Annotated in this window: 27 protein-coding genes; 22 read left to right on the top strand and 5 right to left on the bottom strand. The window is 41.5% G+C overall.

Annotated elements, in window-relative coordinates:
- The first annotated feature begins 178 nt into the window (after positions 1–178).
- The 8 genes from SWH54_11745 to pilQ all read left to right on the top strand — a co-directional run bounded on the left by SWH54_11745 (position 179) and on the right by pilQ (position 8,019).
- Complete coding sequence (locus SWH54_11745) at positions 179–520, top strand: MTH938/NDUFAF3 family protein (GenBank protein MDY6791928.1); 342 nt, start codon at positions 179–181, stop codon at positions 518–520.
- 61 nt (positions 521–581) lie between these two features.
- Complete coding sequence (locus SWH54_11740) at positions 582–1,196, top strand: hypothetical protein (protein ID MDY6791927.1); 615 nt, start codon at positions 582–584, stop codon at positions 1,194–1,196.
- A gap of 471 nt (positions 1,197–1,667) precedes the next feature.
- Positions 1,668–1,865: a helix-turn-helix transcriptional regulator gene (locus tag SWH54_11735; protein MDY6791926.1), complete on the top strand. Its 198-nt coding sequence runs from the start codon at positions 1,668–1,670 to the stop codon at positions 1,863–1,865.
- Between the two features lie 9 nt (positions 1,866–1,874).
- The gene (gene pilM, locus SWH54_11730) at positions 1,875–2,927 is read left to right on the top strand and encodes a type IV pilus assembly protein PilM (GenBank protein MDY6791925.1); all 1,053 of its coding nucleotides are present in this window, start codon (positions 1,875–1,877) and stop codon (positions 2,925–2,927) included.
- Entirely contained in the window at positions 2,924–3,511 is a 588-nt protein-coding gene (locus tag SWH54_11725) for a PilN domain-containing protein (GenBank protein ID MDY6791924.1), read from the top strand. Before pilM ends, SWH54_11725 begins: the two co-directional genes overlap by 4 nt.
- A complete protein-coding gene (locus SWH54_11720) occupies positions 3,508–4,176 on the top strand; it encodes a type 4a pilus biogenesis protein PilO (protein MDY6791923.1) in 669 nt (222 codons plus the stop codon). Before SWH54_11725 ends, SWH54_11720 begins: the two co-directional genes overlap by 4 nt.
- Before the next feature lie 26 nt (positions 4,177–4,202).
- Positions 4,203–5,087 carry a pilus assembly protein PilP gene (locus SWH54_11715; protein MDY6791922.1) on the top strand — a complete coding sequence of 295 codons (885 nt, stop codon included), beginning with the start codon at positions 4,203–4,205 and terminating at the stop codon, positions 5,085–5,087.
- Positions 5,088–5,091: 4 nt separating this feature from the next.
- Positions 5,092–8,019, top strand: coding sequence for a type IV pilus secretin PilQ (gene pilQ / locus SWH54_11710; GenBank protein MDY6791921.1), 2,928 nt, complete (start codon positions 5,092–5,094; stop codon positions 8,017–8,019).
- A gap of 68 nt (positions 8,020–8,087) precedes the next feature.
- Here the strand turns inward: pilQ and SWH54_11705 are convergent, their stop codons facing one another.
- The 3 genes from SWH54_11705 to serS are packed head-to-tail and all read right to left on the bottom strand — an operon-like array spanning position 8,088 to position 11,729.
- Complete coding sequence (locus SWH54_11705; GenBank protein ID MDY6791920.1) at positions 8,088–8,903, bottom strand: tetratricopeptide repeat protein; 816 nt, start codon at positions 8,901–8,903, stop codon at positions 8,088–8,090.
- A 52-nt stretch (positions 8,904–8,955) separates the two neighbouring features.
- The gene (gene thrC, locus SWH54_11700; GenBank protein MDY6791919.1) at positions 8,956–10,458 is read right to left on the bottom strand and encodes a threonine synthase; all 1,503 of its coding nucleotides are present in this window, start codon (positions 10,456–10,458) and stop codon (positions 8,956–8,958) included.
- Positions 10,455–11,729 carry a serine--tRNA ligase gene (gene serS, locus SWH54_11695; protein ID MDY6791918.1) on the bottom strand — a complete coding sequence of 425 codons (1,275 nt, stop codon included), beginning with the start codon at positions 11,727–11,729 and terminating at the stop codon, positions 10,455–10,457. Before serS ends, thrC begins: the two co-directional genes overlap by 4 nt.
- A gap of 256 nt (positions 11,730–11,985) precedes the next feature.
- Here serS and SWH54_11690 point away from each other — a divergent pair, with 256 nt between their 5' ends.
- A complete protein-coding gene (locus SWH54_11690) occupies positions 11,986–12,573 on the top strand; it encodes a 5-formyltetrahydrofolate cyclo-ligase (protein MDY6791917.1) in 588 nt (195 codons plus the stop codon).
- 231 nt (positions 12,574–12,804) lie between these two features.
- Here SWH54_11690 and SWH54_11685 read toward each other — a convergent pair whose 3' ends face one another.
- Together SWH54_11685 and gltX are read right to left on the bottom strand one after the other, a co-directional pair.
- Complete coding sequence (locus SWH54_11685) at positions 12,805–13,803, bottom strand: NAD-binding protein (GenBank protein MDY6791916.1); 999 nt, start codon at positions 13,801–13,803, stop codon at positions 12,805–12,807.
- A gap of 109 nt (positions 13,804–13,912) precedes the next feature.
- Complete coding sequence (gene gltX, locus SWH54_11680) at positions 13,913–15,319, bottom strand: glutamate--tRNA ligase (protein MDY6791915.1); 1,407 nt, start codon at positions 15,317–15,319, stop codon at positions 13,913–13,915.
- Between the two features lie 470 nt (positions 15,320–15,789).
- Here gltX and rpmF point away from each other — a divergent pair, with 470 nt between their 5' ends.
- The 13 genes from rpmF to ribE all read left to right on the top strand — a co-directional run bounded on the left by rpmF (position 15,790) and on the right by ribE (position 26,779).
- Positions 15,790–15,969, top strand: coding sequence for a 50S ribosomal protein L32 (rpmF, locus tag SWH54_11675; GenBank protein MDY6791914.1), 180 nt, complete (start codon positions 15,790–15,792; stop codon positions 15,967–15,969).
- 26 nt (positions 15,970–15,995) lie between these two features.
- Positions 15,996–17,663: an acyl-CoA dehydrogenase family protein gene (locus SWH54_11670; protein MDY6791913.1), complete on the top strand. Its 1,668-nt coding sequence runs from the start codon at positions 15,996–15,998 to the stop codon at positions 17,661–17,663.
- Entirely contained in the window at positions 17,663–18,427 is a 765-nt protein-coding gene (fabG, locus tag SWH54_11665) for a 3-oxoacyl-[acyl-carrier-protein] reductase (protein MDY6791912.1), read from the top strand. The genes SWH54_11670 and fabG overlap by 1 nt, the downstream gene beginning before the upstream one ends.
- Positions 18,428–18,442: 15 nt before the next feature.
- Positions 18,443–18,673, top strand: coding sequence for an acyl carrier protein (gene acpP, locus SWH54_11660; GenBank protein MDY6791911.1), 231 nt, complete (start codon positions 18,443–18,445; stop codon positions 18,671–18,673).
- Between the two features lie 204 nt (positions 18,674–18,877).
- Positions 18,878–20,122: a beta-ketoacyl-ACP synthase II gene (gene fabF, locus SWH54_11655; GenBank protein ID MDY6791910.1), complete on the top strand. Its 1,245-nt coding sequence runs from the start codon at positions 18,878–18,880 to the stop codon at positions 20,120–20,122.
- Positions 20,123–20,386: 264 nt separating this feature from the next.
- Positions 20,387–20,839, top strand: coding sequence for a ribose 5-phosphate isomerase B (gene rpiB / locus SWH54_11650; GenBank protein ID MDY6791909.1), 453 nt, complete (start codon positions 20,387–20,389; stop codon positions 20,837–20,839).
- A gap of 47 nt (positions 20,840–20,886) precedes the next feature.
- Positions 20,887–22,140 carry a serine hydroxymethyltransferase gene (glyA, locus tag SWH54_11645; GenBank protein ID MDY6791908.1) on the top strand — a complete coding sequence of 418 codons (1,254 nt, stop codon included), beginning with the start codon at positions 20,887–20,889 and terminating at the stop codon, positions 22,138–22,140.
- A gap of 44 nt (positions 22,141–22,184) precedes the next feature.
- The gene (locus SWH54_11640; protein ID MDY6791907.1) at positions 22,185–22,664 is read left to right on the top strand and encodes a cytidine/deoxycytidylate deaminase family protein; all 480 of its coding nucleotides are present in this window, start codon (positions 22,185–22,187) and stop codon (positions 22,662–22,664) included.
- Positions 22,661–23,116 carry a transcriptional regulator NrdR gene (nrdR, locus tag SWH54_11635; GenBank protein MDY6791906.1) on the top strand — a complete coding sequence of 152 codons (456 nt, stop codon included), beginning with the start codon at positions 22,661–22,663 and terminating at the stop codon, positions 23,114–23,116. The genes SWH54_11640 and nrdR overlap by 4 nt, the downstream gene beginning before the upstream one ends.
- 5 nt (positions 23,117–23,121) lie before the next feature.
- Positions 23,122–24,234 (top strand): bifunctional diaminohydroxyphosphoribosylaminopyrimidine deaminase/5-amino-6-(5-phosphoribosylamino)uracil reductase RibD, encoded by a 1,113-nt coding sequence (gene ribD, locus SWH54_11630; protein ID MDY6791905.1) that lies wholly within the window; start codon positions 23,122–23,124, stop codon positions 24,232–24,234.
- Entirely contained in the window at positions 24,216–24,881 is a 666-nt protein-coding gene (locus SWH54_11625; protein ID MDY6791904.1) for a riboflavin synthase, read from the top strand. The genes ribD and SWH54_11625 overlap by 19 nt, the downstream gene beginning before the upstream one ends.
- Before the next feature lie 111 nt (positions 24,882–24,992).
- Positions 24,993–26,207: a bifunctional 3,4-dihydroxy-2-butanone-4-phosphate synthase/GTP cyclohydrolase II gene (locus SWH54_11620; protein MDY6791903.1), complete on the top strand. Its 1,215-nt coding sequence runs from the start codon at positions 24,993–24,995 to the stop codon at positions 26,205–26,207.
- Between the two features lie 98 nt (positions 26,208–26,305).
- Complete coding sequence (gene ribE, locus SWH54_11615; protein ID MDY6791902.1) at positions 26,306–26,779, top strand: 6,7-dimethyl-8-ribityllumazine synthase; 474 nt, start codon at positions 26,306–26,308, stop codon at positions 26,777–26,779.
- Position 26,780 lies beyond the last annotated feature (1 nt).

Here is a 26,780-nt window from a genome sequence, read left to right as displayed (position 1 = left end):
AGGTAGCCAAGATTTGATTTACTACTGGCTGCCATCATTTTGAACGGTAGTAATTTAATGAACGAACATAACCAACCGGCTGGCTCGTAAAACCATGACTTTTCGTTCAGGCACTAATTAACGCAAAAATTGAGTCAGCGCAAGCGGTCATTAAAAAATTTGTTAGAGGAAGACTGCAGTGATAGAATCTTTTGCATTTGGTTTTATGGTTATTAGCGGAACAAAATATAGTTCCGACCTTGTCATCTATCCTGACGGCCATGTGGAGGATTTATGGCGGCGCAAACAAGGCCACATGCTGTCATCCGATGATATAGATCGGCTGATTAAGTCTGAGCCGGAAATTATTGTGGCCGGCACCGGTGTCAGTGGATTGATGAAGCCTGAAAAGCGGCTCGAAAAACTGCTTAACCAAAAAGGCATAAAATTCATTTCACAACCTAACCAGAAAGCAATTCAAGTTTACAACAACCTTTGCTTAAACAACAGGGTGGGGGCATGTTTCCATCTTACATGCTGATTGCGATATCTGAAATGTTGAATAAAAAAGTCTGGTTAGTGAGTTGTCCAGGAGGAATATTATGGATTTTTTTTGGGAAATAGCTTTACAAACTATTGGTATTTTAGCATTGATTATTGGAATCCTTGGAACAGCTTTTTCGCTTCTACTGTTGATTTCTCCAAGTACCACTAAAAAAGTAAGCCATGTTTTTAACCGCTATATAGACGTGGATAAAAAAATCAGCTATCTTGACAAAGACATCCAGACCGAAAGCATCATTTATAAACATCATGTCGTTGCAGGAAGTTGCTTAATTATTGGAAGCGGGTTTATCCTCATTTTTTTAATGTTTAAGCTTGATGTCACCAATTTTGTTAATATTTTTTTTAACTCCCCCAAATATGCTACAATCAACGAAATTATTTCAAGTTCCATGGCTATGGTTGGAAAGATTGTGGGTGTTGCCGGGATTATTTTCGGATTTATTCTTTTATTGTTACCAGGAAAAATGAAAAAAATAGAAAGAAAAGTCAATACCTGGCTTTCCACCCAGCACATGATTAGCAAAATCAATGAAACCCACCACGACATTGACACATTTATTTACCAGCATGCACTGCTCTTCGGCTTAACAGGTTTAATAATTTCAATTTTTTTAACCGTTTTGGCTACTTTTAATATGCTTCATAACTAGCAGCGTCTAGACCAAAATCAATAAGAAAGTGTAAGCGTCCAAGGCACGTTGTTATTTTTAAAAAATCCTTATTTTATAGGGAATAAACTTTTTCCCATCCAGTGGGGTATACCGGTCATACATTCTTTCCCAATTGCTACTTTCTCATTTCAAGGTTCGCCCTGTAAACGGCTAAATATTGGGGTACCTAAACTTGGATTGTTTAAAGTTAAAACTAATTGGAGATAACTATTATAATTCGCTTATACAAGATGTAGTAATTTTATTTAAAAGCATCACAATATAGAGTAAATAAATATAATTATATATAAATAATACACAATTAACTTGACTTACTGATAAATATTTGGGATGATCACTATCACACTTGCAACGCGTTAAGTTGGAAAATTCTGAACATCGATTATTTTGTATCCTTAGTTTTAAAGATTAATCTGATTTTAATTAATTTTATTGCAGAAGATATTGCACATGGAGAAAAATCTGCTAAAAAAAACCAGAGAATCTCTCATGATGAGTAAGGCCGAACTTGCCAGAGAAGCCAAAGTTTCTCCGATTACTATAGCACGCATAGAAAATGGTTTGCCTTGCCGCATGGAAACAAAACGAAAGATCATTTTGGCTTTAGGGTTCGATCTTTCGGAAAAAAATAAAATATTTAACGATTAAGAGTCTCTCATGGCATTTGGGAAAAAAACATCACTGGTTGGCCTTGACATAGGTTCAAGGACAATCAAGGCCGCTGAAATTATTGAAACAAAAAGGGGACAGGTCCTTAAAAAATTTGGATTGACCGATATTGCCCCTGGATTAATTGAAGAAGGAACGATAAACGACCCTGAAGATGTGGCAGAATCTATCCGCCAGCTTTTCAAATCTTACAGCATCAAAAAACGCAATGTTGCCTTATCAATCGGAGGATATTCGGTCATTGTTAAAAAGATTAACGTGCAGACCATGGCTGAAGAACAGTTGCAGGAAAGCATTCAATTTGAAGCAGAACAGTATATACCTTTTGACATCAGTGATGTTAACCTTGATTTTCAGATACTGGGACCTAACGAAAATAACCCGAACCAAATGAATGTTTTTCTTGTTGCAGCAAAAAAAGAAATGGTAAACGATTATGTCAACCTGGTCAACCTGGCCGGTCTCAACCCCTGCATTGTAGATGTAGAAGCCTTTGCACTGCAGAATATTTTTGAAATTAATTATACCACAGAAGATGAAAACATCGCTTTAATTGATATCGGTGCAAGTAAGACATCGTTAAACATTCTTAAAGGATCTTCATCGGTATTTATGAGAGACGTTTCTCTGGGTTGCGGTCAAATCAACCAGAAGATCATTTCACTTATCAACTGTTCTTTTGAGGAAGCTGATGAGATTAAGCTCGGGGAGCAACCTGATAAAATTTCCGAGGAAGACATGAAAGAAATTACTTCAACCATCGTTTCCGACTGGTGCACAGAGATACGACGTGCCCTTGATTTTTTTTACTCGACTTACCCTGACGATCAGATCAAAAGAATTGTCCTCAGCGGAGGAGGAGGCAACATTGCAGAGTTTCGTGAACTTCTGGCTACAGAGGCGTCTGCTGCAGTTGAAACCATTAATCCTTTTGGAAAATTTTCAGTGGATGATAGCCTGGATCCGTTATTTATAAAAGAAATTGCACCTCAGGCAGCCATCTGCATGGGGCTTGCAATAAGAAAAGTTGATGACAAATGATACGAATTAATCTGCTGCCCTTTCGAGCAGCACGAAAAAAAGAGAACATACGTCGGCAGGTCTCTATTTTTTTTCTTTCCTTTTTTCTTGTCGCAATTGTTCTTGTTTATTATCATATTAATTTAGGCAGTAAAATTTCAAACCTCAAAGCAAAAATACAAACGACAAAAAAGGAAGTCGCTAAATATGATAAGATAAATAAGGAAATCGCGTTACTAAAAAATAAGCTTGAAATCCTGAAGAAAAAAACGAGTGTGATTGAAAGCCTTGAAAAAAACCGGTTTGAACCTGTTCGTCTTCTTGATACGATGAGCCTGAAGGTAATTGCCAAAAGGATGTGGTTCAAGAGATTTAAATCAAGAGATAAAACTATTGAAATTGATGGACTTGCTCTGGACAACAAAACGGTTGCTGATTTTATGACACGCCTTCAGGGCTCCGGACTTTTTAGTGCAGTGAAGTTGAAAACCATAAAAAAGACAAAAGTAAAAGATTCTGACCTGAAAAACTTTCAAATTTCCTGTACAAGGAAAGACTTGACCAAACAAAATAAAAAAGACACTAAGAAATCCAAAAAGAAATGAAAAAGCCTAATATTGATTTAAAAAAATCTTCCGAGCCTTTGTTTGAAAAGATCGAAAAATTGTCCAAGGTTCAAAGAATACTTATATGCAGCGGAATTTTTCTGGTCATTATAGGATCATTCGTCTATTTTTCCTATCTTCCAAAAATAAAAACCCAAAAAAACTTAAATAAACAAATTCGAAGACTTGAAAAAAAACTTACTATAGCCAGAAAAAATGCAAGGGATCTTAAAAAATATCAAAAAAAAATAAAAGAGGCAGAAAGTAAATTTAAAGAGGTTATGCTGTCTCTTCCGGAAAAAGAGGAAATCCCCTCTCTCATATCGGCAGTGTCTGCATCTGGTAAGGAATCAGGACTCGAATTTTTACTTTTTCAACCCAAAGGTGAAAACAGAAAAGATTTTTATGCTGAAATTCCCGTATCCATCCAGGTAGCGGGAAATTTCCACAATATTGTACATTTCTTTAACAAGGTTGCAAGGCTTTCCAGAATCGTAAACATAAGAGACATAGAAATAACTGTACCAAATGAAGCGGGCAAAGATAAATCGAAAAACCCAGCCACCAGCAAACTGAGTACTTCATGTACGGCTGTGACATACAAATTTGTTGAACCTGTTGCTAAAAAGAAAAAACCGGTGAAAAGAGGAAGAAGAAAAAAATAGATTATCCGCAGGAAAATTAATATATCATGTATAAACATTTTATGATAAGCAGTGTTGTCTTTTTAATCGGTCTATCGGTTCTTGTTGCAGGTCTTTTTTCAGGATGTGACGGCCGGTCAGAGCGACCTGCGAAACCTGAAATTGTTTACAAAAAAATAATTGCCAAATCAAAAGATGCTGCAAAAGCTGAAAAAACTGTACCCGTAAAAAGCACACCAAAGGTTTTAACAAAACACGATCTGGCAAAAAACCCTAAAGCGGATATTTCGCCGGCAAGAGATGTAAAGATAAGCAAAAGACCGGCAGTGCAGCCACAAAAACCGAAGATGACTTTAGAACCTAAATCGGACATTTCAAAGATAAAAATCACAAAAAAAGAGAAAAGACCTGTCCCATCATCTACCGGCAGTAATAAATTACCAATAAAAAAAGATGTTTTAAAGCCTAAGCCAGATACTGCAAAAGTAGTAGCTAAAGTATCAGATAAAACAGCAGTTGCAGCAACAAAGGGGTCGGATAAAATAATATCATCTTCCATAACCGATTCCGCTCCCAGTGCTTACATTGCCCGTGGGAAGATTGACCCTTTTGAGCCCTTGTTTAAAGAGACACCTGTTTTCAGGAAAAAAAAGAAAAAGCGTGTCCCTCGTACACCACTTGAAAAGCTCTCTTTAGGCCAGTTGAAACTTGTGGCAATAATTCGTGCACCAAGCGGTAATAAAGCACTTGTAGAAGAAATCTCGGGCAAAGGTTATGTTATAAAAAAAGGAACATACATCGGACTCAACTCGGGTAAAATAATAAAAATAGAAAAAGACAATATTATTATTGAAGAAGAGATTCAAAATATTCAAGGCAATATAGAAGTCCGCCAAAAAAAAATGAAACTTCAAAAGCCTTCCGGAGAATAACAGCATGATTCATTTAATCAAACGATTTTTAAGAAAAAAAGCTTTAATTGCCTCACTTTTATCAGCAGCATTGATATTTTCAGGATGTGCTTCCAACAAGGCTGATGTCGAAAAAGTAGATGACGCTGAAGTTTCCGTTGCCCCCACTCTTATCACCAACCTAATTACGGCAGAAGATTCGGAATTGGCTACTGTTACGGTCAGAGGCAATCGCTTTTTAACCTATACTTCAATTAAGCAGGATATTCCTCTGGGAATTCTCTTTTATTTTCACGAAACCGGTCTTGATGAAACAATTCAAAGCACTTATACACCGGAAAGTGACCTTATTTCATCAATCGAAACTTCGGAATTGGCTGACCAGGAAGGTACAACCAGAATTCTGATCTCTTTGAAAAAGGACACCCCCTATGATGTAACTCCTGATGATACCGGTATCAAAATATCTTTTTCAAAGACATCCGAAGCCCAGGCTTCTTCTGATTCGGCAGCAGCCAGTGAGACAGCTGAATTAGTTCAGGCAACAAAACCTGTCGATGCTATCGTTCCGGCTGCAAGCATTCTGAAATCGGTTTATGTATTAAAATATGAAGAAAAGATAAAAATTAACGTTAATGCAGATGGTGTGATTAAAAATTACAAATCTTTTACGATAAAGAGCCCTGCACGGATCGTTTTTGATATTTACAACATCAAAAGCCCCTTTAAAAAACAAAAGACCGTCCCGGCGAACAGCAAGTGGGTAAGCCGGGTTCGCCATTTTGGATATCCAGACAAAGTACGGGTTGTGCTAGATACAAAAAAGAAGTTTCTTTCCAGTTTCTCAGCATATCCGGTGGAAACCGGTCTTGAGATTCATGTAGGAAAAGATGAAATAGCCCCGGTCTTGGCAAGTTCTAAAAAGGTTATTACATCCGAAAAAGCTATTACTCCTGAAAAGAAAGCTCCTGTGCCGGAAGAAAAACCAATTGTCGTTGCTGAAAAAATGAAACCGGCCTATGCATATACCAAACCCGCGTGGGTCAATCGTATAGATTTTCTTGGCAAAGAAACCGGAAAATCGACTGTAATAATTGGAACCACCCATCCAGTGAACCACGAGCTTGTTGAAGTAACGGACAGATTACTTCGTATCAACCTGTTTAATACAAAACTACCAAAATATCGAAAACGTCCGCTTATCACCACACGGTTTGAAAGTGCGGTAGATCGAATAACTCCGTTCTTCAAGACTACCGTAAAAAACACCTCTATGGTTGCCATAGAACTGAGAGAAAGGGTTCCTTACACTCTTGAACAAAAAGAGGACCTTCTTTTAATCCATTTTGAAGCCTCTTCAATTCCGCCTAAACCATTTGAACAGGCTGACCTGCCATCGTGGAAAAAAGTTTTTGCCCAGATGGATATTAAAGATTCAGTCGCCGAAAAAATGCCAATTGCAAAAACACCCGATATGTCCCAGGAGAAAGAGTATGAAAAAGTGGAACGTGATAAACCCGGCGTGGTTTTATTCGACAAGAGCGATCAAGACCTTTATGATCTGAAACGCCAGCGAAGAATTGAAGCTCATTCCGGAAAACCACGAATTGTTGAAGCCTACTATGGAGAAACAGCAAAAAAGTATACCGGAGAAAAAATAGCGCTTGATTTTTATGACACCGATATAAAAAATGTATTTCGAATTTTAAAAGAAATAAGCGGACAAAACTTCGCTATTGACAAAGATGTTACCGGAAAAATTACGCTTTCATTTGACAAACCAGTACCATGGGATCAGGTTCTCGACCTTGTTCTTAAGATGAATAAACTGGGCAGAATCTATGAAGGAGATATTATAAGAATTGCCACACTTGAGACATTAAAAGAAGAAGAAGTAGAAAGAAAAGAAAAACTGAAAGCAAAGCAGGAAGCCAAAAAGCAGGAAGATTTAATAACCGCATTTTTACCCATCAGCTATACCAGTGCAAGTGAATTGGCGATAGCTCACCTTATAAAAAAAGGCACTGAAAAAATAATATCAAAGGGCACTAAAAGTCGTTTTAGAGGGTTTGAGAATACTGCAGTCACAGGCATAAGCATATTTAATCCCGACCGTGGAGTTGTTTCGACTGATGCGCGCCTTAATATGGTTATACTTACAGATGTGCCTGATTCGGTAAAGCGGGCTAAAGAAATCATTCAGAAACTGGACAAGGTAACTCCCCAGGTGATGATCGAAGCAAAAGTCGTTGAAATAAATACTGATTTTACAAATGAAATCGGTATTGATTGGTCTGCAGACATAGGGCCCTGGAATTCACCAGAGAGGATCAGCGGAAATCTGTCAGGTGATGTTGCAATGAATCTGCCTGTCGCAAGTGCAGGAACCATAGGTCTTGCTTTTACCAAGGTTAACGGAACTCCGTTTGTGCTAAATGCACAATTAACGGCTATGGAAACCCGTGGAAAAGGAAAAATAATCTCTTCTCCCAAAGTATTAACACTTGACGGAAAGACAGCTATGATAAAACATGGGTTTCAGTACCCCTACTTTGAAATATCTGATGGTGATATATCGGTTAGATTTAAAGATATCGTTCTATCGCTTGAAGTGACACCGATGGTCACTCCGGATGAGCGTGTTTTATTGCAGATACATGTGACCAAAGACGACGTCGGTGATTTCGTTTCCGGCTCAGGTTTTGATGTACCCTCAATCATTAAAAATGAAGCTGAAACGGAACTTTTAGTCAACGATCAGGATACGATAGTAATCGGTGGTATTGTTAAAACAAATAAAACCTCTTCAACTTCCGGCTGGCCAGGGTTGCAAAATATCCCCCTGCTTGGCTGGCTCTTTAAAAAAGAAGGAAAATCAGAAATAAGTGAGGAACTTCTTATATTTATCACACCTAAAATTGTTCAGCTTGAACAGCGCCATATGGTGGACTAAAAGGGAGGTTTATGGCAAAATTAATTGGCTTTGCTTTGAGGCTTAGCGGATTTTTTTTATAGCTTCTTTTATCTTTTTAAACTCTTGATTTCTTTTTCAGCTTCAACTGCCAAAGATGTTTCAGGGACAAGGTTAATTACTTTGTTGTAGGCGCTATAGGCCTTTCTGTATTTATGTTGTAATCGATAGGCACCCCCCAAATCAAAATATACTTTTGCAAATTTATATTTAGCTGTCAATCGGTAGTTCATGCTTAAATTAACATTTTCATTTGCAAATTTAGGCGTTTGTTTTACTATACTTTCAAGAGCTGCCACAGCCTCCGAAATTCTTCCCATGGCAATATATGTTTGGCCCAGACCGTGGAGAGCGTCGAAATAATTTGGCCTTTTCTCTATGGCAGCAAGAAAAAATTTTTCTGATAGCTTGTACTCTTTTTTTTCGTAATAGGCTCTTCCAAGATTATAAAGAGGATAATGAGGCGTTCCATAAAGAAGATTTTCAGCCACTTCTTTGTAGCAAGCTATCGCGCTATCCCAATCCTTTTTATCGAAATAGGCTGCTCCTAGATTATTTCTTGCCGGAGCATAATCGTGTTTTAGTTTCAGCGCTTTCTTAAAATGATTTATGGCAAGATCCGGCTTTCCCTTTAGTCTGTATGCTATTCCAAGGTAATTTTGAAGAAGATGATCATCAGGATAAATCTCTTCAGCTTTTAAAAGCTCTCTTAATGCATATGTATAGTTTTTATCTTTAAGGTATGCTTCACCAATTTTTCTGGAGGCTTCCGCCTGCTCTTTTCGCAGCTGGGCACCGCTGCATGACACCATAAAAAAGATAATCAAAAGTAAATATCCGGGCCAGATAGGCTGCTTTTTTTTCATCTTTTTTCACCTTTTTGAACCTTCATATTTTTCGTTTTCTGTTTTTTCCACGCTAAATCTTTTTCAGTTCCAATAAAGTTGCAATTTCATCAGATACGCTGTTTACAAACTGTTTAAGGTCCTTTCCGGTAAGCGGCATTCCGGAAGAAGGAACCTTTTTACTGTGTTTGGGGCGGATAAGTGCCGGAGAATTTTTGAACTCAGGATCGGGTTTAATTTTAAACTCTGCTGGAAAGCTGTTTTCAAAATACATCTGCTGGAAATTGGCAAATTTCAATGCATGTGCGGTTGAATCGAGAATGGCACTGTCATCGTCTTTAACAATCCCTCTATTTATGGCTTCAACAAGGCCGGCCAAAGATTCACCCCCGTGGGTACAAGCAATATGTCCATTCCTGTTTGCCAGAAGTTCCCAGTCCATTATGGCCTGCTCAGCTACCTCAACAAAAAAGACATTCTGTTTCCCGGCTGCTTGGTTGTACATATCTACAAGGCTTATGACCCTTGGCATGGAAACAGGGTTTCCGATCATTGCCGCCTGAGCCACACTTGGTTTGACTGTTATTGGAACAAATTTCCTTTTTTGAATATCCGGCTCCAGATAATAGCGATACACAGGGTTGGCATGGACAGATTGTACACCCACAATTTTTGGCAGCGCATTGATGATACCGGTTTGGAAAAACTTCAAGAATCCACTCATCACTGCGGTAATATTGCCCGCATTCCCAATGGGCACAACCAGGGCTTTGTTTTTCAGCTCATATTCAAAATTCTGTGCAACTTCATATGAATAGGATTCCTGCCCCAGAATCCTCCAGGCATTTTTTGAATTCAGTAAAGCCACGTTGTATTTTTCAGACAGGGCTTCCACGACCTTCATACAGTCATCAAACACACCGGGAATTTCAAATACGCTTGCACCGCTACCTAAGGGCTGAGAGAGTTGCTGAGGGGTCACCTTTTTATGGGGCAACAACACTGCTGATTTGACCTTAGGATTCATGTATCCTGCATATAATGCTGCAGCTGCAGAAGTATCACCAGTGGAAGCACATATTGCAAGCACGTTTGAAATAAAACCGTGCTTTATTAGAAAATTAATGTAACTGAAAGCACTGGCCATGCCGCGGTCTTTAAAAGATGCGCTGGGATTCTGTCCATCGTTTTTAAAATAAAACTGGATTCCGACCCTTTGCTGCAGAAACGCATTGGCTTCAATAACAGGGGTATGGGCCTCTCCCAGATAAATTACATCATCAATGGGGATCACCGGACCGATGAATTCATGATAACGATAGATGCCTTTTAGCGCAGGGATCGTAAGCATCTTGCGGTAATCGAAAATTTTGCGCCAGGTTTTCCCACCGACCTCTTTTAAGAGATTAAAATTTTTATCATAAATTAATAGTACCTGGCCACAGTCAGGACAGGTATATAAAAGCTTTTTTATGTCAAACTCTTTATTGCAGTTCAAACAGCGGTAGATCATCTCTCCTTTAACTTGAGGGATGACATAAGGCCGGATCTCTTCTGGAAAATTATTAAGTTTCACAACTTTATTCTCTCCATATTTCCCATATACGGTCTGAGTGCCTCTGGTAAAATCACCGAACCGTCCGGTTGCTGAAAATTTTCAAGAATGGCCGCAACGGTGCGGCCCACAGCAAGCCCTGATCCATTTAGTGTGTGAACAAGCTGTGTGCCCTTTTTCCCCTTTGTCTTAAAACGGATATTTGCACGTCTGGCCTGGAAATTTTCAAAATTGCTGCATGATGAAATTTCTCTATAAACTCCCTGGGCAGGCATCCAGACTTCAATATCATAGGTCTTGGCTGCAGAAAAACCCAGATCTCCTGTACAGAGGTTTACCACCTGGTAAGGGAGTTCAAGGCGCTGTAAAATTGATTCAGCGTTACTTAAAAGCTTTTCAAGCTCCTCATAGGATGTTTCCGGCAGGGTAAATTTAACCAGTTCAACCTTATTAAACTGATGCTGCCGTATCAGCCCCCTGGTATCTTTGCCATAAGATCCGGCCTCTGATCGAAAGCATGGTGTATAAGCAGTATATAACACTGGCAACATATTCTCATCCAGAATCTCGTTATGGTGAATATTGGTGACCGGAACTTCCGCTGTGGGTATCAAAAAATAATCCCATCCTTCCAGCTTAAAAAGATCTTCTTCAAATTTAGGTAATTGACCGGTGTGGGTCATGGATTTTCGATTCACCATAAAAGGGGGGAGGACTTCCTTATAACCATGTTCCTGGGTATGGATATCAAGCATAAAATTAATTAAAGCCCTTTCCAGTCTTGCTCCTGCCCCAAAATAAAGGGGGAAGCGCGCACCAGCCATCCTGGCTGCTCGGTCAAAATCAAGTATTCCTAATTTTTGGCCCAGGTCCCAATGAGCCTGTGGATCGAACCCAAATTCAGGTGGCTCGCCGATCTTTTTCACAACCGGATTTTCCAGGCTGTCCTTCCCAACCGGAACCGATGAATGGGGTATGTTCGGCAATCCAAGGAGAATCTTGGTTAATTTTTCTTCATATTCCGACAAAGATATATCCAGCTCTTTGATTCTGGCAGAAACTCCACGCATCTCAACGACAAGGCTTTCAGCATCTTCCCCGGCTTTTTTCATGGCCGCAATCCGGTCAGTCACCACATTGCGGTTATGTCTGAGCTTTTCAATTTCAACGAGAATCTCTCTGCGGCGTGCATCGCAATCTTTAAAGCTATCAATTTCAACGGTTTCACCTCTTGCTGAAAGTGCTTTTTGAACATCTGAAAAATTTTGCCTCACGAACTTGATTTCAAGCATAACAATCCCTATATTTTAGAATAATTTATTTTATAGCCTTGTGTCTTTATGATGGAAACATAAACTCCTTACACCAATTGGCAGTAATGGGCCCCTCACGCCAGGGAAGGGAAAATCAGAGGTTACTGAACAATCGTTCAATAAAAGTATGAAAAATACCACCGCAAGGCTGATTAGTCAATGATTATTGCAAGTTGACATTTATTATCAATTCTGTATACTAAGGACTGTGTAATACTTGTTTAGGAGATAATACATGGAAGAAACACTAAAAACCAAATCAGAAATTCGCAGCGACATTGCAGACATATATAATGTTTTATCCGATAATGAAATAAAACAAAAAACCAAAGAAATAGAAAACCGTCTTTTTAATTTTGCGAACTTTCTTGAATCAAAAATCGCCCTGCTTTATATCAATAACAACTGCGAAGTCATTTCGCTGGATATAATAAAAAGATGCTTTGAATTGTATAAAATTGTTGTTCTTCCTGCCCCAAACACAAATCATTACGAAATGAAGTTAATGAAAATTGACAACATTGACAGGGATTTAAAGCCAGGTACCCAAGGCATTTTAGAACCTGATTCCGATCGTTGCAAAACAGTGCCCATTGAATCCATTGACATTGCAATCGTTCCCGGAATTGCTTTTGACGAAAAAGGGGGAAGGATAGGTGCTGGCGACGGCTACTATGACAGGCTTATTCCAAAACTTCCAATTACCACCAGAAAGGTCGCTCTTTCTTTTGAAAGTCAGATCATTCAGCAGGTGCCGGTGGAATCCCATGACAGGCATGTGGATATTATCATTACGGAAAAAAGAATCATTTATAAAATATAATCGTTTGGCAAAAAAACCATTTTTACCGCTGACTTTGCAAAGGGTACAGAGAATCTTGTTTTATTCATTATTGATTTCTGTGATCTTGGTATGCGCTGATGAGGTTGGCAGCTTGACCTTCATGCCATTATGCTGTTGATCAATGCATTCAATTCAACTGCTAACCTAATTTCAATTCACCCCAATTTCTACATTCCTTAAAATTTAACACTGTAACCTACCGCCTATTTTTTATGGATTCAAGATGTGCTCCAGCTTCTGGAGATTTTTCTCTTCCCCCACCGCAATAACCGTATCTCCCATCTCTATGGTGGCTTCGAAAGAAGGATTAAAATGCATACTGTTATCCGGTTTTTTAATGGCAATAATTATCAGGTTAAATTTTTGCCTGATCCCCGTATCTTTTAACATGACATTGATCAGGTCGGATGAAGCACTGACCGGTATTTCTTCCATCTGGATGTCTTTCCGTTTATGGGCAAATGCAAGGGCCAAAAAACTGGTTACTGTGGGGCGGATAATACGATGCGCCATACTTGCAGCACCCATATCATATGGAGATTCAACCGTATTGGCTCCTGCAGCCCGTAATTTTGACTTGGATTCTTCCTGGCTTGCCCGGGCCATTATTAAAAGATCAGGGTCCAGCTGTCTGGCGGTAAGTACAAGAAAAACATTGTCAGCATCAGAGGCAAGCACGGCGACCAATCCTTTTGCCCGCTTGATACCGGCCCGTATCAAATTTTCCTCATCCGCAGCATCTCCGGAAATATAAAGCACGCCATCGGCATCCATCACAGGAATCAGTTCCGGGTTTTTCTCGATCACCACCAGGTCAAGGGGCTTTCTTTTGAGGTTTCTGCATAATACCCTGCCGATACGTCCATATCCGCATACAATGTAATGGTTTTTCATCCGGTCAATTTTCTTTTCCAATCTTCTTCTCCCCAATATAATTCTGATTCTTCCTTCCACCATGAACTGCACGACAGCAGCAGCAATATACAGTGAGAAACCCACTCCGGAAAAAACAAGCACAATAGTAAATATTCGCCCCGCTTTGCTGACCTGGTGTACCTCACTGTACCCAACCGTGGAAATCGTAATAATGGTCATATACAACGCATCAAGAACCCCCCAGTCCTCTATGATTATATATCCTACAGTTCCGAAAATGACGATGCACAGCGCCATTATAATCCCGGTAATTAGGTGTTTTGTGTTCTCCATAATACAATTTTATCAGGATATTAGGCCATTAATCAATATCATTTGCTATCGCTTTGCTTATTAATTCTAAACTTATGGGGGTATCGTTTCAAATCTGTACCTGTTTTTTTCAACCCTTCCTGTTCTCAATGAACTGAATGGCATCTTTTATTCTGGATAAGACTCTGTCTTTGCCTATAATTTCAATAATTTCAAAAATGCCTGGGCTGGCTGTTCTTCCGGTCAGTGCAACACGCACGGGCTGGGCAATTTTGCCAAGCTTAAGACCTGTTTTTTCCATCACCGCCTTAAATGAATTCTCCACATCCACTTCCTTGAGGTCATCCAGCGCTTCAAGCTGATCCAACAACAACCGGAGAGGCTCAAGCGAAGCGAGCTTTAAAGATTTTTTGGCGGCTTTTTCATCATACGATACGGCATCGGTGAAATAGAAACCGGCGTCATCAGCCATATCTTTCAAAGTTTTACTCCGGGCATTTAGGGTTTTAATAACGCTTTCCATAAAAGGCCCTTTATGGAAACTATAGCCTTTTTTATTTAAAAAGGGGGCCAGATAATTAATCAGTTTATCCGGAGGAGTAGCCTTTATATGATCCGCATTTAGCGCAAGAAGCTTTTCAGGATTAAAAATCCCCGCACTGCGGCCAATGTTCTCAAGGGAAAATTTATCTATGAGTTCATCCCTTGAAAAAAACTCCTGGTCTCCATACGACCAGCCCAGCCGAACCAGATAGTTGATAAAAGCATCCGGCAAATATCCCATGTCTCTGTAAGCGGTAACGGACATAGCACCATGACGTTTGCTCAGTCGTGTCCGATCGCTGCCCAATACCATGGGAACGTGGCCAAAAGTGGGCAAGGGGCTATTTAAAGCTTTATAAAGAAGGATTTGCTTGGGTGTATTCATCACATGATCGTCGCCCCGGAGCACCATATTTATTCCCATGGTAATATCATCCACAACCACTACAAAATTGTATGTAGGGCTACCGTCACTTCTGGCAATTATAAAATCATCCAGTTCTTCATTTTGGAAAACGATATTGCCTTTAACGACATCTTCAAGAACGGTGGTTCCTGAACTCGGAGTTTTAAATCGAATGACGGCATTATCGGTTTTGCCGAGATCTTTTTCACGGCAGGTACCGTCATATTTTGGCTTACCACCGACCTCCATCGCTTTTTTTCTCATGTCTTCAAGCTTTTCAGATGAACATGTGCAATAGTAAGCTGATCGTGAATCAAGGAGTTTTTGAATGTATTCGGTGTAAATATCAAACCGCCGGGATTGAAAAAAGGGACCTTCATCCCAGTCTATCCCCAGCCATTCAAGAGATTCAAAGATAGCATCTACCGATTTCTGCGTGGAGCGTGCTGTATCCGTATCTTCAATTCTCAAAACAAATTTACCTTTCATATGACGTGCGTACAGCCAGTTAAACAGAGCGGTTCTTGCCCCACCGATATGTAGGTATCCGGTTGGACTGGGGGGGAATCGAGTTATAATTTTTTCCATTTCACCTCTTCTTTTTAAAAAATAGTATGCTTGCCTTTAGCATTAAATTCAAAGATCTTTTTAAAACGGTAGGTTTCCAAGATTTCATCCTGCCGGGTTAAAATGACTTATTTATTACTTATTTTTAACTACAATAAGTAAACCTGGGGAAATTGGTAAAACCGCTGATTGAGTCTTTTTTTTGTAAAACTAATGTAATGCCACTATCTCGGAAATGATAAAAACAAAATATATATAAAGGTCTTGCAAGCAACTATATCATATAATATAGAATGGTTACATCATATTTGCCTGCTTGTTGAAGCTGGTTATAGGTAGCATATAAGCAAAAAGAACACAAGTCGGCAATACAAAAATATAGGAAATTCCTTGACAAGCTTCTCTATTTCAATTACTAAAGCCACTACTTCGTTAAAAAGTAGTGATTTGTATAGTATTATAAATATTTTTATGTAGTTAGGAGATTACTTATGGCTGTACCAAAACGAAAAACATCCAAGTCAAAACGGGACAAACGGCGAACCCATCAAAAAGTTGCTGGCCCTAATGTGGTGGAATGTCCTCAGTGCGGGGAGGCCACTCTTCCCCATCATGTATGCCCAAGTTGCGGCACATACAAAGGGCGCAGTGTGATCGAAACCGAAGAATAGCAATGGCCTAAAAAGGAAAGCTACAGATGTCTTCTTCCAATAACACCCAAACAGCTCTTATGGGTCTTGATCTTGAATCAAGGCAAATGGTCCTAGATACTGTCGGGCAGCTTAGAAAGCGGTTACTTACCAAAGAAAAAATTCTCGAGTTTGATAAAAAGGAAATATTTCCTGAAGAGGTAATCCGGGAGATGCTCGGTCCGGAAATCGGGTTGCAGCTTTTGATGATTCCGGAAGCTTATGGAGGAATGGGAGGCGGCACACGGGATTGTGTCGCAGTTACCCGTGAAATGTCCAAAATATGCTTGGGAATTACCACTGCTTTTTTTGCTATTCAACTGGGGGCTGACCCCTTACTGGTCGGTGGGACTGAAGAACAGAAGAAAAAGTGGCTTGGCGCCATTTCCCAGGGAAATTCGCTGGTCGCTTATGCGGTAACGGAGCCTGCCGCCGGAAGCGACGTGGCCGGGATAAAGACCAAGGCTGATCCTGTATTTAACGATTCCGGTGAAACCATCGGGTACAAAATAAACGGAACGAAGCAGTTTATCTCCACTGGAGGAGCTGCTGATTTCATTACACTTCTTGCAAGAACCCCGGAGGGACTTACCTTTTTTGTCATTGAGAAGGGTACCAAAGGTTTTTCTTCAGGAAAGAGTGAAGAAAAACATGGAATAAGGTCATCACAGACCTCCCCGCTTACTTTCGAGGATGTCTTTGTCCCCATTGAAAATCTTATCGGCGGTGTGCCGGGTAAAGGATTAAAACAGGCAAACAAGGTTTTTGGCTATACACGGCTTATGGTGGCTGCAATGGGCTTAGGTCCCGGAGAGGCAGCGCTGGACATTGTGATCCCCTATGCAAAGCAAAGGGTTGTCTCCGGTTCTGCATTATCGGAAAAGCAGGGTTATACCCATAAACTGATCGTGCCCAATGCGGTAAGGCTTGAAGCAGCGGCATCCTATGTTGAAGAAATTGCAACCAGGCTGGACACAGGAGAAAATGATCTGGATGTCGAAGGTTCCATTGCAAAATATTATGCGACTGAAGTTTCCAATAAAACCGCAGACGATGCCATGCAGGCACTGGGCGGATACGGGTATATTAACGAATTTGAGGTAGAAAAAATCAAAAGAGATGTAAAAATAGCCTGTATTTATGAAGGAACCAGTGAAATTCAGCAGAGTATTATCAGCATCTTCCGCTGGAGAAAGACCATAAAATCAAAGGGAGAGTTTTACAAACAAATCAGCCTGGAAATGGAAAAGCTGAACCAAGCTTCAAAAGATCTGGGATGCGGTTTTTATTCAACAGCTGCCGATGCCTTAAATGATACAATCAAGCTGGTGCATGAAAACAAAATGACCCGGAAACAATATATTATGTTTTGCCTGGCTGATATGATGACACATGTCGAGATCGGAGCAAGCCTGGCTCGTAGAGCGGGTATGGCGGAAAAAGCGGGCACGCGTGATACTGAAAAACTCAAAGCCATGTCAAGGATATTCGCCAATGAGGTTTCGCAACTGGTTGCACAAAATATTATTAAGATTGTTAGCGGATCAGGAATGTTTGAGGCCAACGCTGTTTCCGCCTTTTTGGAAAAAGTGTCTTATAAACAGCTGATTTCTAGCTATCAGGGAGTTATTGCAGACATGGATAAAGTGGCAGATATTTTATTTGAGAGGGAATGATGCAAAATTCTGACAAACGTACAGTGGTGGTGACAGGAGGATCTAGGGGTATTGGAAGAGCGATTTGCCTGTCACTTGCAGGAACGAATACACGTATTTATTTTAACTATTTTTCACCGGTTGATCCTGATGCTGAAAAAGCCGCGGCCGATGAAACCGAAAAGCTTGTTGCTGATGCAGGCGGATCGGCCATAGGCAAAAGCGTAAATGTGGCTTCAAAAGAAGAGGTGGTCGATTTTTTTAAAACCATCGTTGATGAAACAGGCCGGATCGATGTGCTGGTGAACAATGCGGGCATCACCAAAGACGGATTTCTGGTGCGCATGAAGGAAAGCGACTGGGATGCCGTTTTGGATATAAATCTAAAGGGTGCATTTCGCTGCATCAAGATTGCTGCAAAAGTCATGATGAAACAGCGCAGTGGACGCATTATTAACCTGGCCTCCATTGTCGGCGTGATTGGCAACCCGGGACAGGCCAATTATGTGGCTTCAAAAGCGGGAATCATCGGGCTTACTAAAACAGCCGCCAAAGAACTGGCATCCAGGGGTGTTACGGTCAATGCAATTGCACCGGGATTTATCGAAACGGATATGACCGCATCTCTTCCTGAGGATGTAAAAAAAGCAATGCTTGGTCAGATTCCGCTTGGGCGGGCCGGAAAACCTGAGGATATCTCATCCGTTATCGCTTTTTTAGCCTCGGAAAAAGCGTCCTATATTACAGGACAGATCATTCATGTCAGTGGTGGCATGTATATATGAAAGGAGGAAAGTTAGATGTCTGTTGAAGATAAAATGAAAAAAATTATTGCGGAAAAATTGAGTGTGGCTATTGAAGAAATTGTACCGGAAGCATCCTTTGTAGATGACCTGGGTGCAGATTCACTTGATCTTGTAGAACTGATTATGTCAATGGAAGAAGAATTCGATACGGATATTTCTGATGAAGATGCAGAAAAAATTGTAACCGTCAAAGATGCCATTGATTACATCAACGCACAGTCATAATAAAACCGATTTTATTGATCAATAGCGTTTGAACTGAAAGCTATGTTCAGACAACATCCTGATTTCCAATGACAAAATAACTAACCGGCTTGGAAGCGCTGGGAATACAGACTTTTTGTCATTAAAATAGGGGACCTCTTTTTTGTGGTTTGAAGTTAAAACTTCTGACGAAAACAGGAGGTCTCACCCCAATAAGGAGGTTTCTTGGGCAGGCGGGTTGTAATTACAGGAGTCGGACTTGTAACACCCCTGGGTATAGGGGTAGATGAAACGTGGGAGAATCTTTGCTCCGGCAAATCGGGAATTGGTGAGATCACCCGGTTTGATGCCACCAATTTTAAAACCAGAATAGCCGGCGAGGTAAAGGGCTTTAATCCTGAAGAATTTCTTCCCACCAAAGAGGCAAAACGTACCGAGCTCTTTATTTCCTATGCCATTGCGGCAACGCGTATGGCTATGGAAGATTCCGGGCTGAAGATTGACCATTCCAATTCAGACAGAGTGGGTGTGATTACCGGATGCGGCCTCGGGGGCCTTGGAATTATGGAACGGACCATTGTATCTGTTGATAAGAGAGGACCTAAAAGAGTCTCTCCCTTCTTTATACCCATGATGATAGGAAATATGGCTCCGGGAATGATATCCATCCATTTTGGGGCCAAAGGTCCCAATTCTTCCATTGCGACCGCATGTGCCGCAGGAGCTCACGCGGTCGGCGATTCATTCAAGATAATCCAAAGAGGTGCTGCAGATGCCATGATTACCGGTGGCGTTGAAGCGGTGGTGACTTCCACATGTATTGCCGGGTTTAATGCCATGAAAGCGCTGTCCACCCGCAATGATGAACCGGAAAAAGCATCGCGACCCTTTGATCGAGACCGTGACGGCTTTATTGTGGGCGAAGGAAGCGGTATCCTTATTCTTGAAGATCTGGGAAAAGCACTTGAGAGAGGGGCGCATATCTATGCGGAAATAATAGGATTCGGCATGACCGGGGATGGTTATCATATGACCTCGCCTTCTCCGGATGGTGATGGCATGATAAGGTGCATGCAAGCGGCCATTGATGACGCCAATATTTCGCCCGACGAGGTGGATTATATAAATGCACATGGCACTTCAACTCAACTTAACGACCTATATGAAACCAGGGCGGTCAAATCTGTTTTTAATGAAAAAGCCTATTCAATTCCCATAAGTTCTACCAAATCGATGACCGGTCACCTGCTTGGTGGTGCTGGTGGAATTGAAACGGTATTTACCGCTCTGACGGTTCATGAAGGGATGATCCCCCCGACTATCAACCATGACAATCCAGCCGAAGAATGCGATCTTGATTATGTACCAAATGTTGCCCGTAAAAAGAATGTTAAAATTGCCATGACAAATTCTTTCGGTTTTGGCGGGACAAACGCATCACTCATAGTTAAGGCGTACGATAATAAGTAGTTTTTTTTAGGAACCTTTTATTTTCCTTAAATCCCCTGAGATATTTTATAGCCATTTCTTTATACCTCGATCCACGATTATTAAATATCCGGCCAATTCGTTTCTGTTTATAAAAGAGTTTTTTACTTGCGGTTTTATAATTTATTCATATAATGTTGATGGCGTCGGCGGCGCTTCTTAGTATGAGTGTGTTTTGCCACACTTTTTGACTTATTTAAGACTGCTGTATTGCAATATAAACCCAAGCTGGAGATAAAATAAACAATGAATGATACCCATACACCGATCATTATAGGATGTGACCACGCTGCATATCCGTTAAAAGAAAGGGTCAAAGACTATCTTGTCGGCAAAGGAATAGACGTTGAAGATGTTGGCACTGACAGTGAAAAGTCGGTGGATTATCCTGATTTTGGCAAAAAAGTGGCTTCCATGGTTTCCCAGGGAAATTTCAACCGAGGCATACTCATGTGCGGAACAGGGATCGGTATGTCAATGGTTGCCAACAAATTTTCTCATGTCAGAGCGGCGTTGTGTACCGAGCCTTTTTCTGCCGAAATGAGCCGGCGTCATAATGATTCTAATATACTGGTCATGGGTGGACGCATGATTGGTGAGACGCTTGCTCTTGAAATCGTAAGGGTTTGGCTTGACACTCCATTTGATGGTGGAAGGCACCTGGCCAGAATAAATCAATTTGACACAATCGATTCCTGACTAATGATTTTGGGACCATTGATAATGCAACAACAAGAGGACTAGTTTTGCGGCTGAAATACGTTAAAACAATTGATCCAGATATTGCCGATTGTATTACCAAAGAATTTGAAAGACAAAAAGATACCCTGGAGCTCATTGCGGCTGAAAATATCACAAGCCCGGCAGTCATGGAAATCCAAGGAAGTATACTGACCAATAAGTATGCTGAAGGATACCCGGACAAACGTTACTACGGCGGGTGTGAATGGGTGGATGTTGCAGAAAAACTGGCCATCAACCGTGCCAAAAGGCTTTTTGGTGCAGAGTATGCAAATGTGCAGCCCCATTCAGGCTCACAGGCGAATATGGCCATCTATTTTTCATTTTTAAAACCAGGTGATACAGTACTGGGGATGAACCTGTCTCATGGGGGACATCTCACCCATGGAAGCCCGGTGAGCTTTTCAGGCAGATTGTTTCATTTCATTCCTTACGGGATAAAAAAAGAAACCGGGATTATTGATTATGAGGAAGTGGCCCGACTGGCCAAAAAGCATCAGCCGAAGATGATTGTGGCCGGCGCCAGTGCTTATCCGCGTATCATAGATTTTGAAAGATTTTCTCAAATTGCCGAGCAGGCAGGCGCATATTTAATGGTTGATATGGCACACATTGCCGGTTTGGTGGCTGCAGGCGTTCATCCTTCTCCAATACCTTTTGCCGATGTGATTTCCTCAACCACACACAAAACTTTAAGAGGGCCCAGGGGAGGGTTAATTTTAGCCCGGTCGGATTACAGTAAACGTATTAACAGCGAAATATTTCCCGGAATGCAGGGCGGACCGTTCATGCACGTGATTGCAGCTAAAGCGCTGACATTCAAGGAAGCTTCCAGCGAATCCTTTGTACTATATCAGAATGCTGTAGTAAACAATGCTAAGGCCCTGGCAGAATATCTGATGGAAAATGGCATCAACCTCGTTTCGGGTGGTACCGACAACCATATGATACTTATAGATTTGCGAAATCTGGGGATTACCGGCAAAGATGCTGCATCGGTGCTGGAGAAAGCAGGCATCACGGTTAATAAAAACTCAATCCCGTTTGAAAAATTAAGCCCGCATATTACCAGCGGTATTCGCATCGGCACCCCTGCCGTCACCACCAGGGGTATGAAAAAACTGGAAATGGAAATGATAGCCAGGCTGATCGTTGATATTCTAAAAAAACCCGATGACGATGGGTTGGTTAAAAAGGCCAGGGCAACAGTCAGTGAGCTTTGCAGGGGTTTTCCGCTTTATGAAGAGAATGATTTCTGAATGCCGTATTTTAATCTGTTTTTGCAGGAGGTTTTAACATCTAAATGCCCGGAAATGGTCATCGCCCCTCGTGGGAAGCATATTTTATGGATATTACAGCGCTTGTGGCAAAACGGTCCACATGCCTAAGACGAGCTGTCGGCGCCATTATCGTAAAAGATAAAAGGATTCTGTCCACCGGCTATAACGGAGCACCTAGTGGCATAAAACACTGCATTGACACAGGGTGCTTGCGGGAGCAGATGAACGTGGCCTCCGGGGAAAGGCATGAGTTGTGCCGGGGTATTCATGCAGAACAGAATGCCATTATTCAGGCCGCATTTCATGGTGTTTCCATAAAAGGTTCAACTCTTTTTTGTACAAACCTTCCGTGTTCAATCTGTGCTAAAATGATTATTAATGCCGGATTAAAAAAAATTTATTACAGTTCCGGGTATGCAGATTCCATGTCCGAAGAAATGCTGAAAGAAGCAGGCATTGAAGTGATTAAGCTTAACACCAGCAAGCAGGGGGAAAACACATGAAATGTCCGTTCTGTGGAGAAATTGACAACAAGGTTATAGATTCCCGGTTGAGCAAGGACAGCAATGTCATTCGCAGGCGCAGGGAATGCCTCGAATGCAGCAGAAGGTTTACTACTTATGAACATATAGAAGAAATCCCCATTATGATTATCAAGAAGGATGGTCGTCGAGAAGTTTTTTCTCGCGAAAAGATTCGTTCCGGCATTAAAAAAGCCTGTGAAAAAAGAAACATCAGCATGAATGTCATCGAAGATTTTATAGATGACCTGGAGCGTGACCTCAGGGAAACCGGGGAAAAAGAGATCCCTTCCACAAACCTTGGTGAAAAAATTATGATAAAACTGCATGAGATGGACGATGTGGCCTATGTCAGGTTTGCCTCTGTTTACCGGGAATTTAAGGATGTAAACGATTTTGTTTCAGAGCTTAAGGGCCTTTTAAGCAAGCAGTAATTGTAATGGATGATAACGCATTCATGAAAATGGCCTTAGACCTTGCGGTAAAGGGCAGGGGTTTTACTTCACCGAACCCCATGGTCGGTGCTGTGGTGGTTAATGACGGCATTGTGGTTGGATCGGGATATCATGAAGCTGTGGGGAAGGCCCATGCAGAAGTGAATGCCATAAATGCTGCGGGAAATCTGGCAAAAGGAGCCACTCTGTATGTCACCCTTGAACCCTGTAATCATCATGGTCGGACACCCCCCTGCACTGAAAAAATCAAAGCGGCTGGTATCAGCAGAGTCGTGGTGGCCATGAAAGATCCCAACCCCGATGTAGAAGGGGGCGGTATCGATTATTTAAAAAAACAAGGCATTGATATTTCTTCAGGCCTATATGAAGACAGGGCCAAAAGGCTGAACGAAGCTTTTATAAAATACGTCCAAACGAAACGTCCGTTCGTTATTATAAAATGTGCCGCCACATTGGATGGAAGAATTGCAACAAAAACAGGGGATTCGAAATGGGTATCCGGTGAGGAATCCAGAAGGTTTGTTCATAGACTCAGGCATGCTGCCGATGCAATTATGGTGGGAATCAATACCGTTAATAAAGATAATCCAAGATTAACCACCCGTTTGGAAGGCATGAAGGACTCAGACCCGATAAGGATCATCCTTGATACCCATCTTTCAATTTCCCAAGATGCCAAAATATTGCACCTTGATTCCGATTCTGATACGATCATGGTTACCGGAGCCTCTGCTTCAGAGGGTGGAAAGGCGGCCATAAAAAACAAAGGCGTTCGAATTCTTGAAGCTTCGGTGAAAAACGGGCTTATTGATCTTGATATTCTGATGGGGACCCTTGGGGAGTTAGGTATCACCAATCTTCTTATTGAAGGCGGAAGCCGGGTCATCGCTTCGTCTCTGGCAGCCCGGATTGTTGACAAAGTTATTTTTTTTTATGCTCCCAGAATTCTCGGTGGCGACGATGGTATCCCCATATGCAGTGGCACCGGTCCGAAGTTAATGAGCGAGTCAATTTCGCTAAAAGATATCAATGTCCGGCGATTCGGCGATGATGTCATGATCGAAGGGTATATTGATTCATGTTCACAGGTATTATAGAAGGTTCTGGAACCATTTCTGGAATAAAGCGGTCGGGTCAGACCAGACGTATGGCCATCAATGCCGATAAAGAGCTTGAAAGTACAAAAATTGGCGACAGCATTGCGGTAAATGGTGCATGCCTGACCGTAGTGTCTTTCAGCGGAACACGGTTTGAGGTGGATCTTTCTCCTGAAACGGTGGCAAAGACCACTCTGGGCCAAGCAAAAATCGGCGACAGGGTAAACCTTGAAAGAGCCCTGCGCATTTCCGACAGAATAGACGGACATCTTGTTTCAGGACATATCGATGCTATCGGAACAATAAAAAGCAGTAAGACCCAAGAAAATGCAATTGTGATTACCTTTAATGTCCCGGAGTCTGTTTCGTATTATATCATAAAAAAAGGGTCTGTGGCCGTAGACGGTATTAGTCTGACCGTAAATGAATGCGATCATGAAAGCTTTCAGGTGAGCATTATTCCGCATACGGCAAAGCTGACCACTCTTGCCTTTAAAAAAATATCGGATTCGGTTAATGTTGAAACAGACATGATCGGAAAATATGTTGAACGCTTTGTAACCCAAAGCAAGGTAAGCGGCAATGACCCAGACACTGAAAAATCATCCATTGACATGCAGCTTCTTGGCAAGACAGGGTTTATTTAAAATTTGGTAGTATGTTTAAAATCTCCCTTTTGCTTAACCTGCCGAAGCTGACAGAGGGGAAAAGGTTTTTTTTAGATTCATCAATATCAAACTATTCAGGAGATAAATAAAATGTCCATTATTGCAATAGAAGACGCCATTAAAGATATTCGAGCCGGTCGCATGGTCATTCTGGTGGATGATGAAGACCGTGAAAACGAAGGGGACTTTACCATGGCTGCTGAAGCGGTTACGCCTGAATCCATAAATTTCATGGCCAAATACGGACGCGGGCTGATCTGCCTTTCCATGACAGGAGAAAAGCTTGATTCCCTCGATCTTCCGCTAATGGTTGATAACAACACCTCCCAGTTTCAGACAGGGTTCACCATTTCCATTGAGGCCAGATGCGGTGTAACCACCGGAATATCCGCTGCAGATCGTGCCACCACCATCCACACCGCAATCAGAGATAACGCCAAACCCATTGACCTTGTCAGACCCGGGCATGTATTTCCACTGCGGGCAAGGGAAGGCGGAGTGATGGTACGATCCGGTCAGACGGAAGGTTCTGTTGATCTTGCAAGACTTGCCGGTTTAAAGCCTGCAGCTGTTATTTGTGAAATCATGAACGATGATGGGACCATGGCCCGGATGCCCTCTTTGGAAAAGGTCAGTAAAGAGCATGGTATCGGCATATGTACCATTGCAGATCTCATTGAATACCGCATGAGAACTGAATCTTTTGTTCACCGGGTTGTGGAAACAGTTGTTCCTACCAGCCATGCCGGCAAATTCAATGTGATTGTGTATGAAAATGATATGGAGGATATACAAAACATTGCCCTGGTCAAGGGTGAAATCGACCCTGAAAAACCGATCCTGGTGAGGGTTCACTCAGAATGCCTGACCGGAGATATTTTCGGATCTCTCAGATGCGACTGTGGGGATCAGCTGCACAAGGCCATGGAGATGATGGACAAGGAAGGTTCAGGAGTCCTCCTGTATATCCGGCAGGAAGGCAGAGGTATCGGCCTGGTTAACAAATTAAAAGCTTATGTATTGCAAGATCATGGGCTGGACACTGTTGAGGCAAACGAAGAACTCGGCTTTAAACCGGATTTAAGAAATTACGGTATCGGCGCACAGGTACTGGTTGATCTCGGAGTCAGAAAGATGAGACTCATAACCAACAACCCGAAAAAAATGATCGGCCTTCAGGGGTATGGACTCAGTATTGTCGAGCAGGTTCCGATAGAAATAAAGCCAAATAAATACAACAAAGGTTACCTTGAGTGCAAAAAACTTAAGATGGGGCACCTGCTTAATTTTGATGCAACGCCATAAGGCCTTTGGAAAAAGCCGGCGGGTGTTCGATTAACAATTAATCAACCAAAAGGTACAAATTGTTATTACTCATAAAATAATTGATAGGAGGAGATCAAATGCCAAATATTATGGAAGGCCAGCTTTTAGGGGAAGGCAGAAAATTCGCCCTTATTGTAAGCCGGTTTAACGATTTTATTTCAGACAAACTTATGGGTGGTGCTGTAGATGCCTTGCTTCGAAGCGGTGTCAATGACAAAGATATAGATATCGTAAAAGTACCAGGCTCCTTTGAAATACCTCTGGTGGCAAAAAAGATGGCAAAAAAGAAAAAGTATGATGCAGTCATATGCCTGGGTGCTGTCATTCGCGGCGCGACACCGCATTTTGAATATGTGAGCGCCGAAGTGTCAAAGGGGATCGCTGCAGTCAGCATGGAATCCGAAGTTCCGGTCATTTTTGGAATCATAACCACGGATACCATTGAACAGGCGATCGAACGTGCAGGAACAAAAGCAGGGAATAAAGGCTGGAGTTCAGCGATCTCTGCCCTGGAAATGGCAAACCTGGTTGAAGTTGTAGCAAAAGCATAAT

Source organism: Thermodesulfobacteriota bacterium, from assembly GCA_034189135.1.
Lineage (GTDB): Bacteria > Desulfobacterota > Desulfobacteria > Desulfobacterales > JAUWMJ01 > JAUWMJ01.
This window is presented reverse-complemented; position numbering and strand designations above follow the sequence as displayed.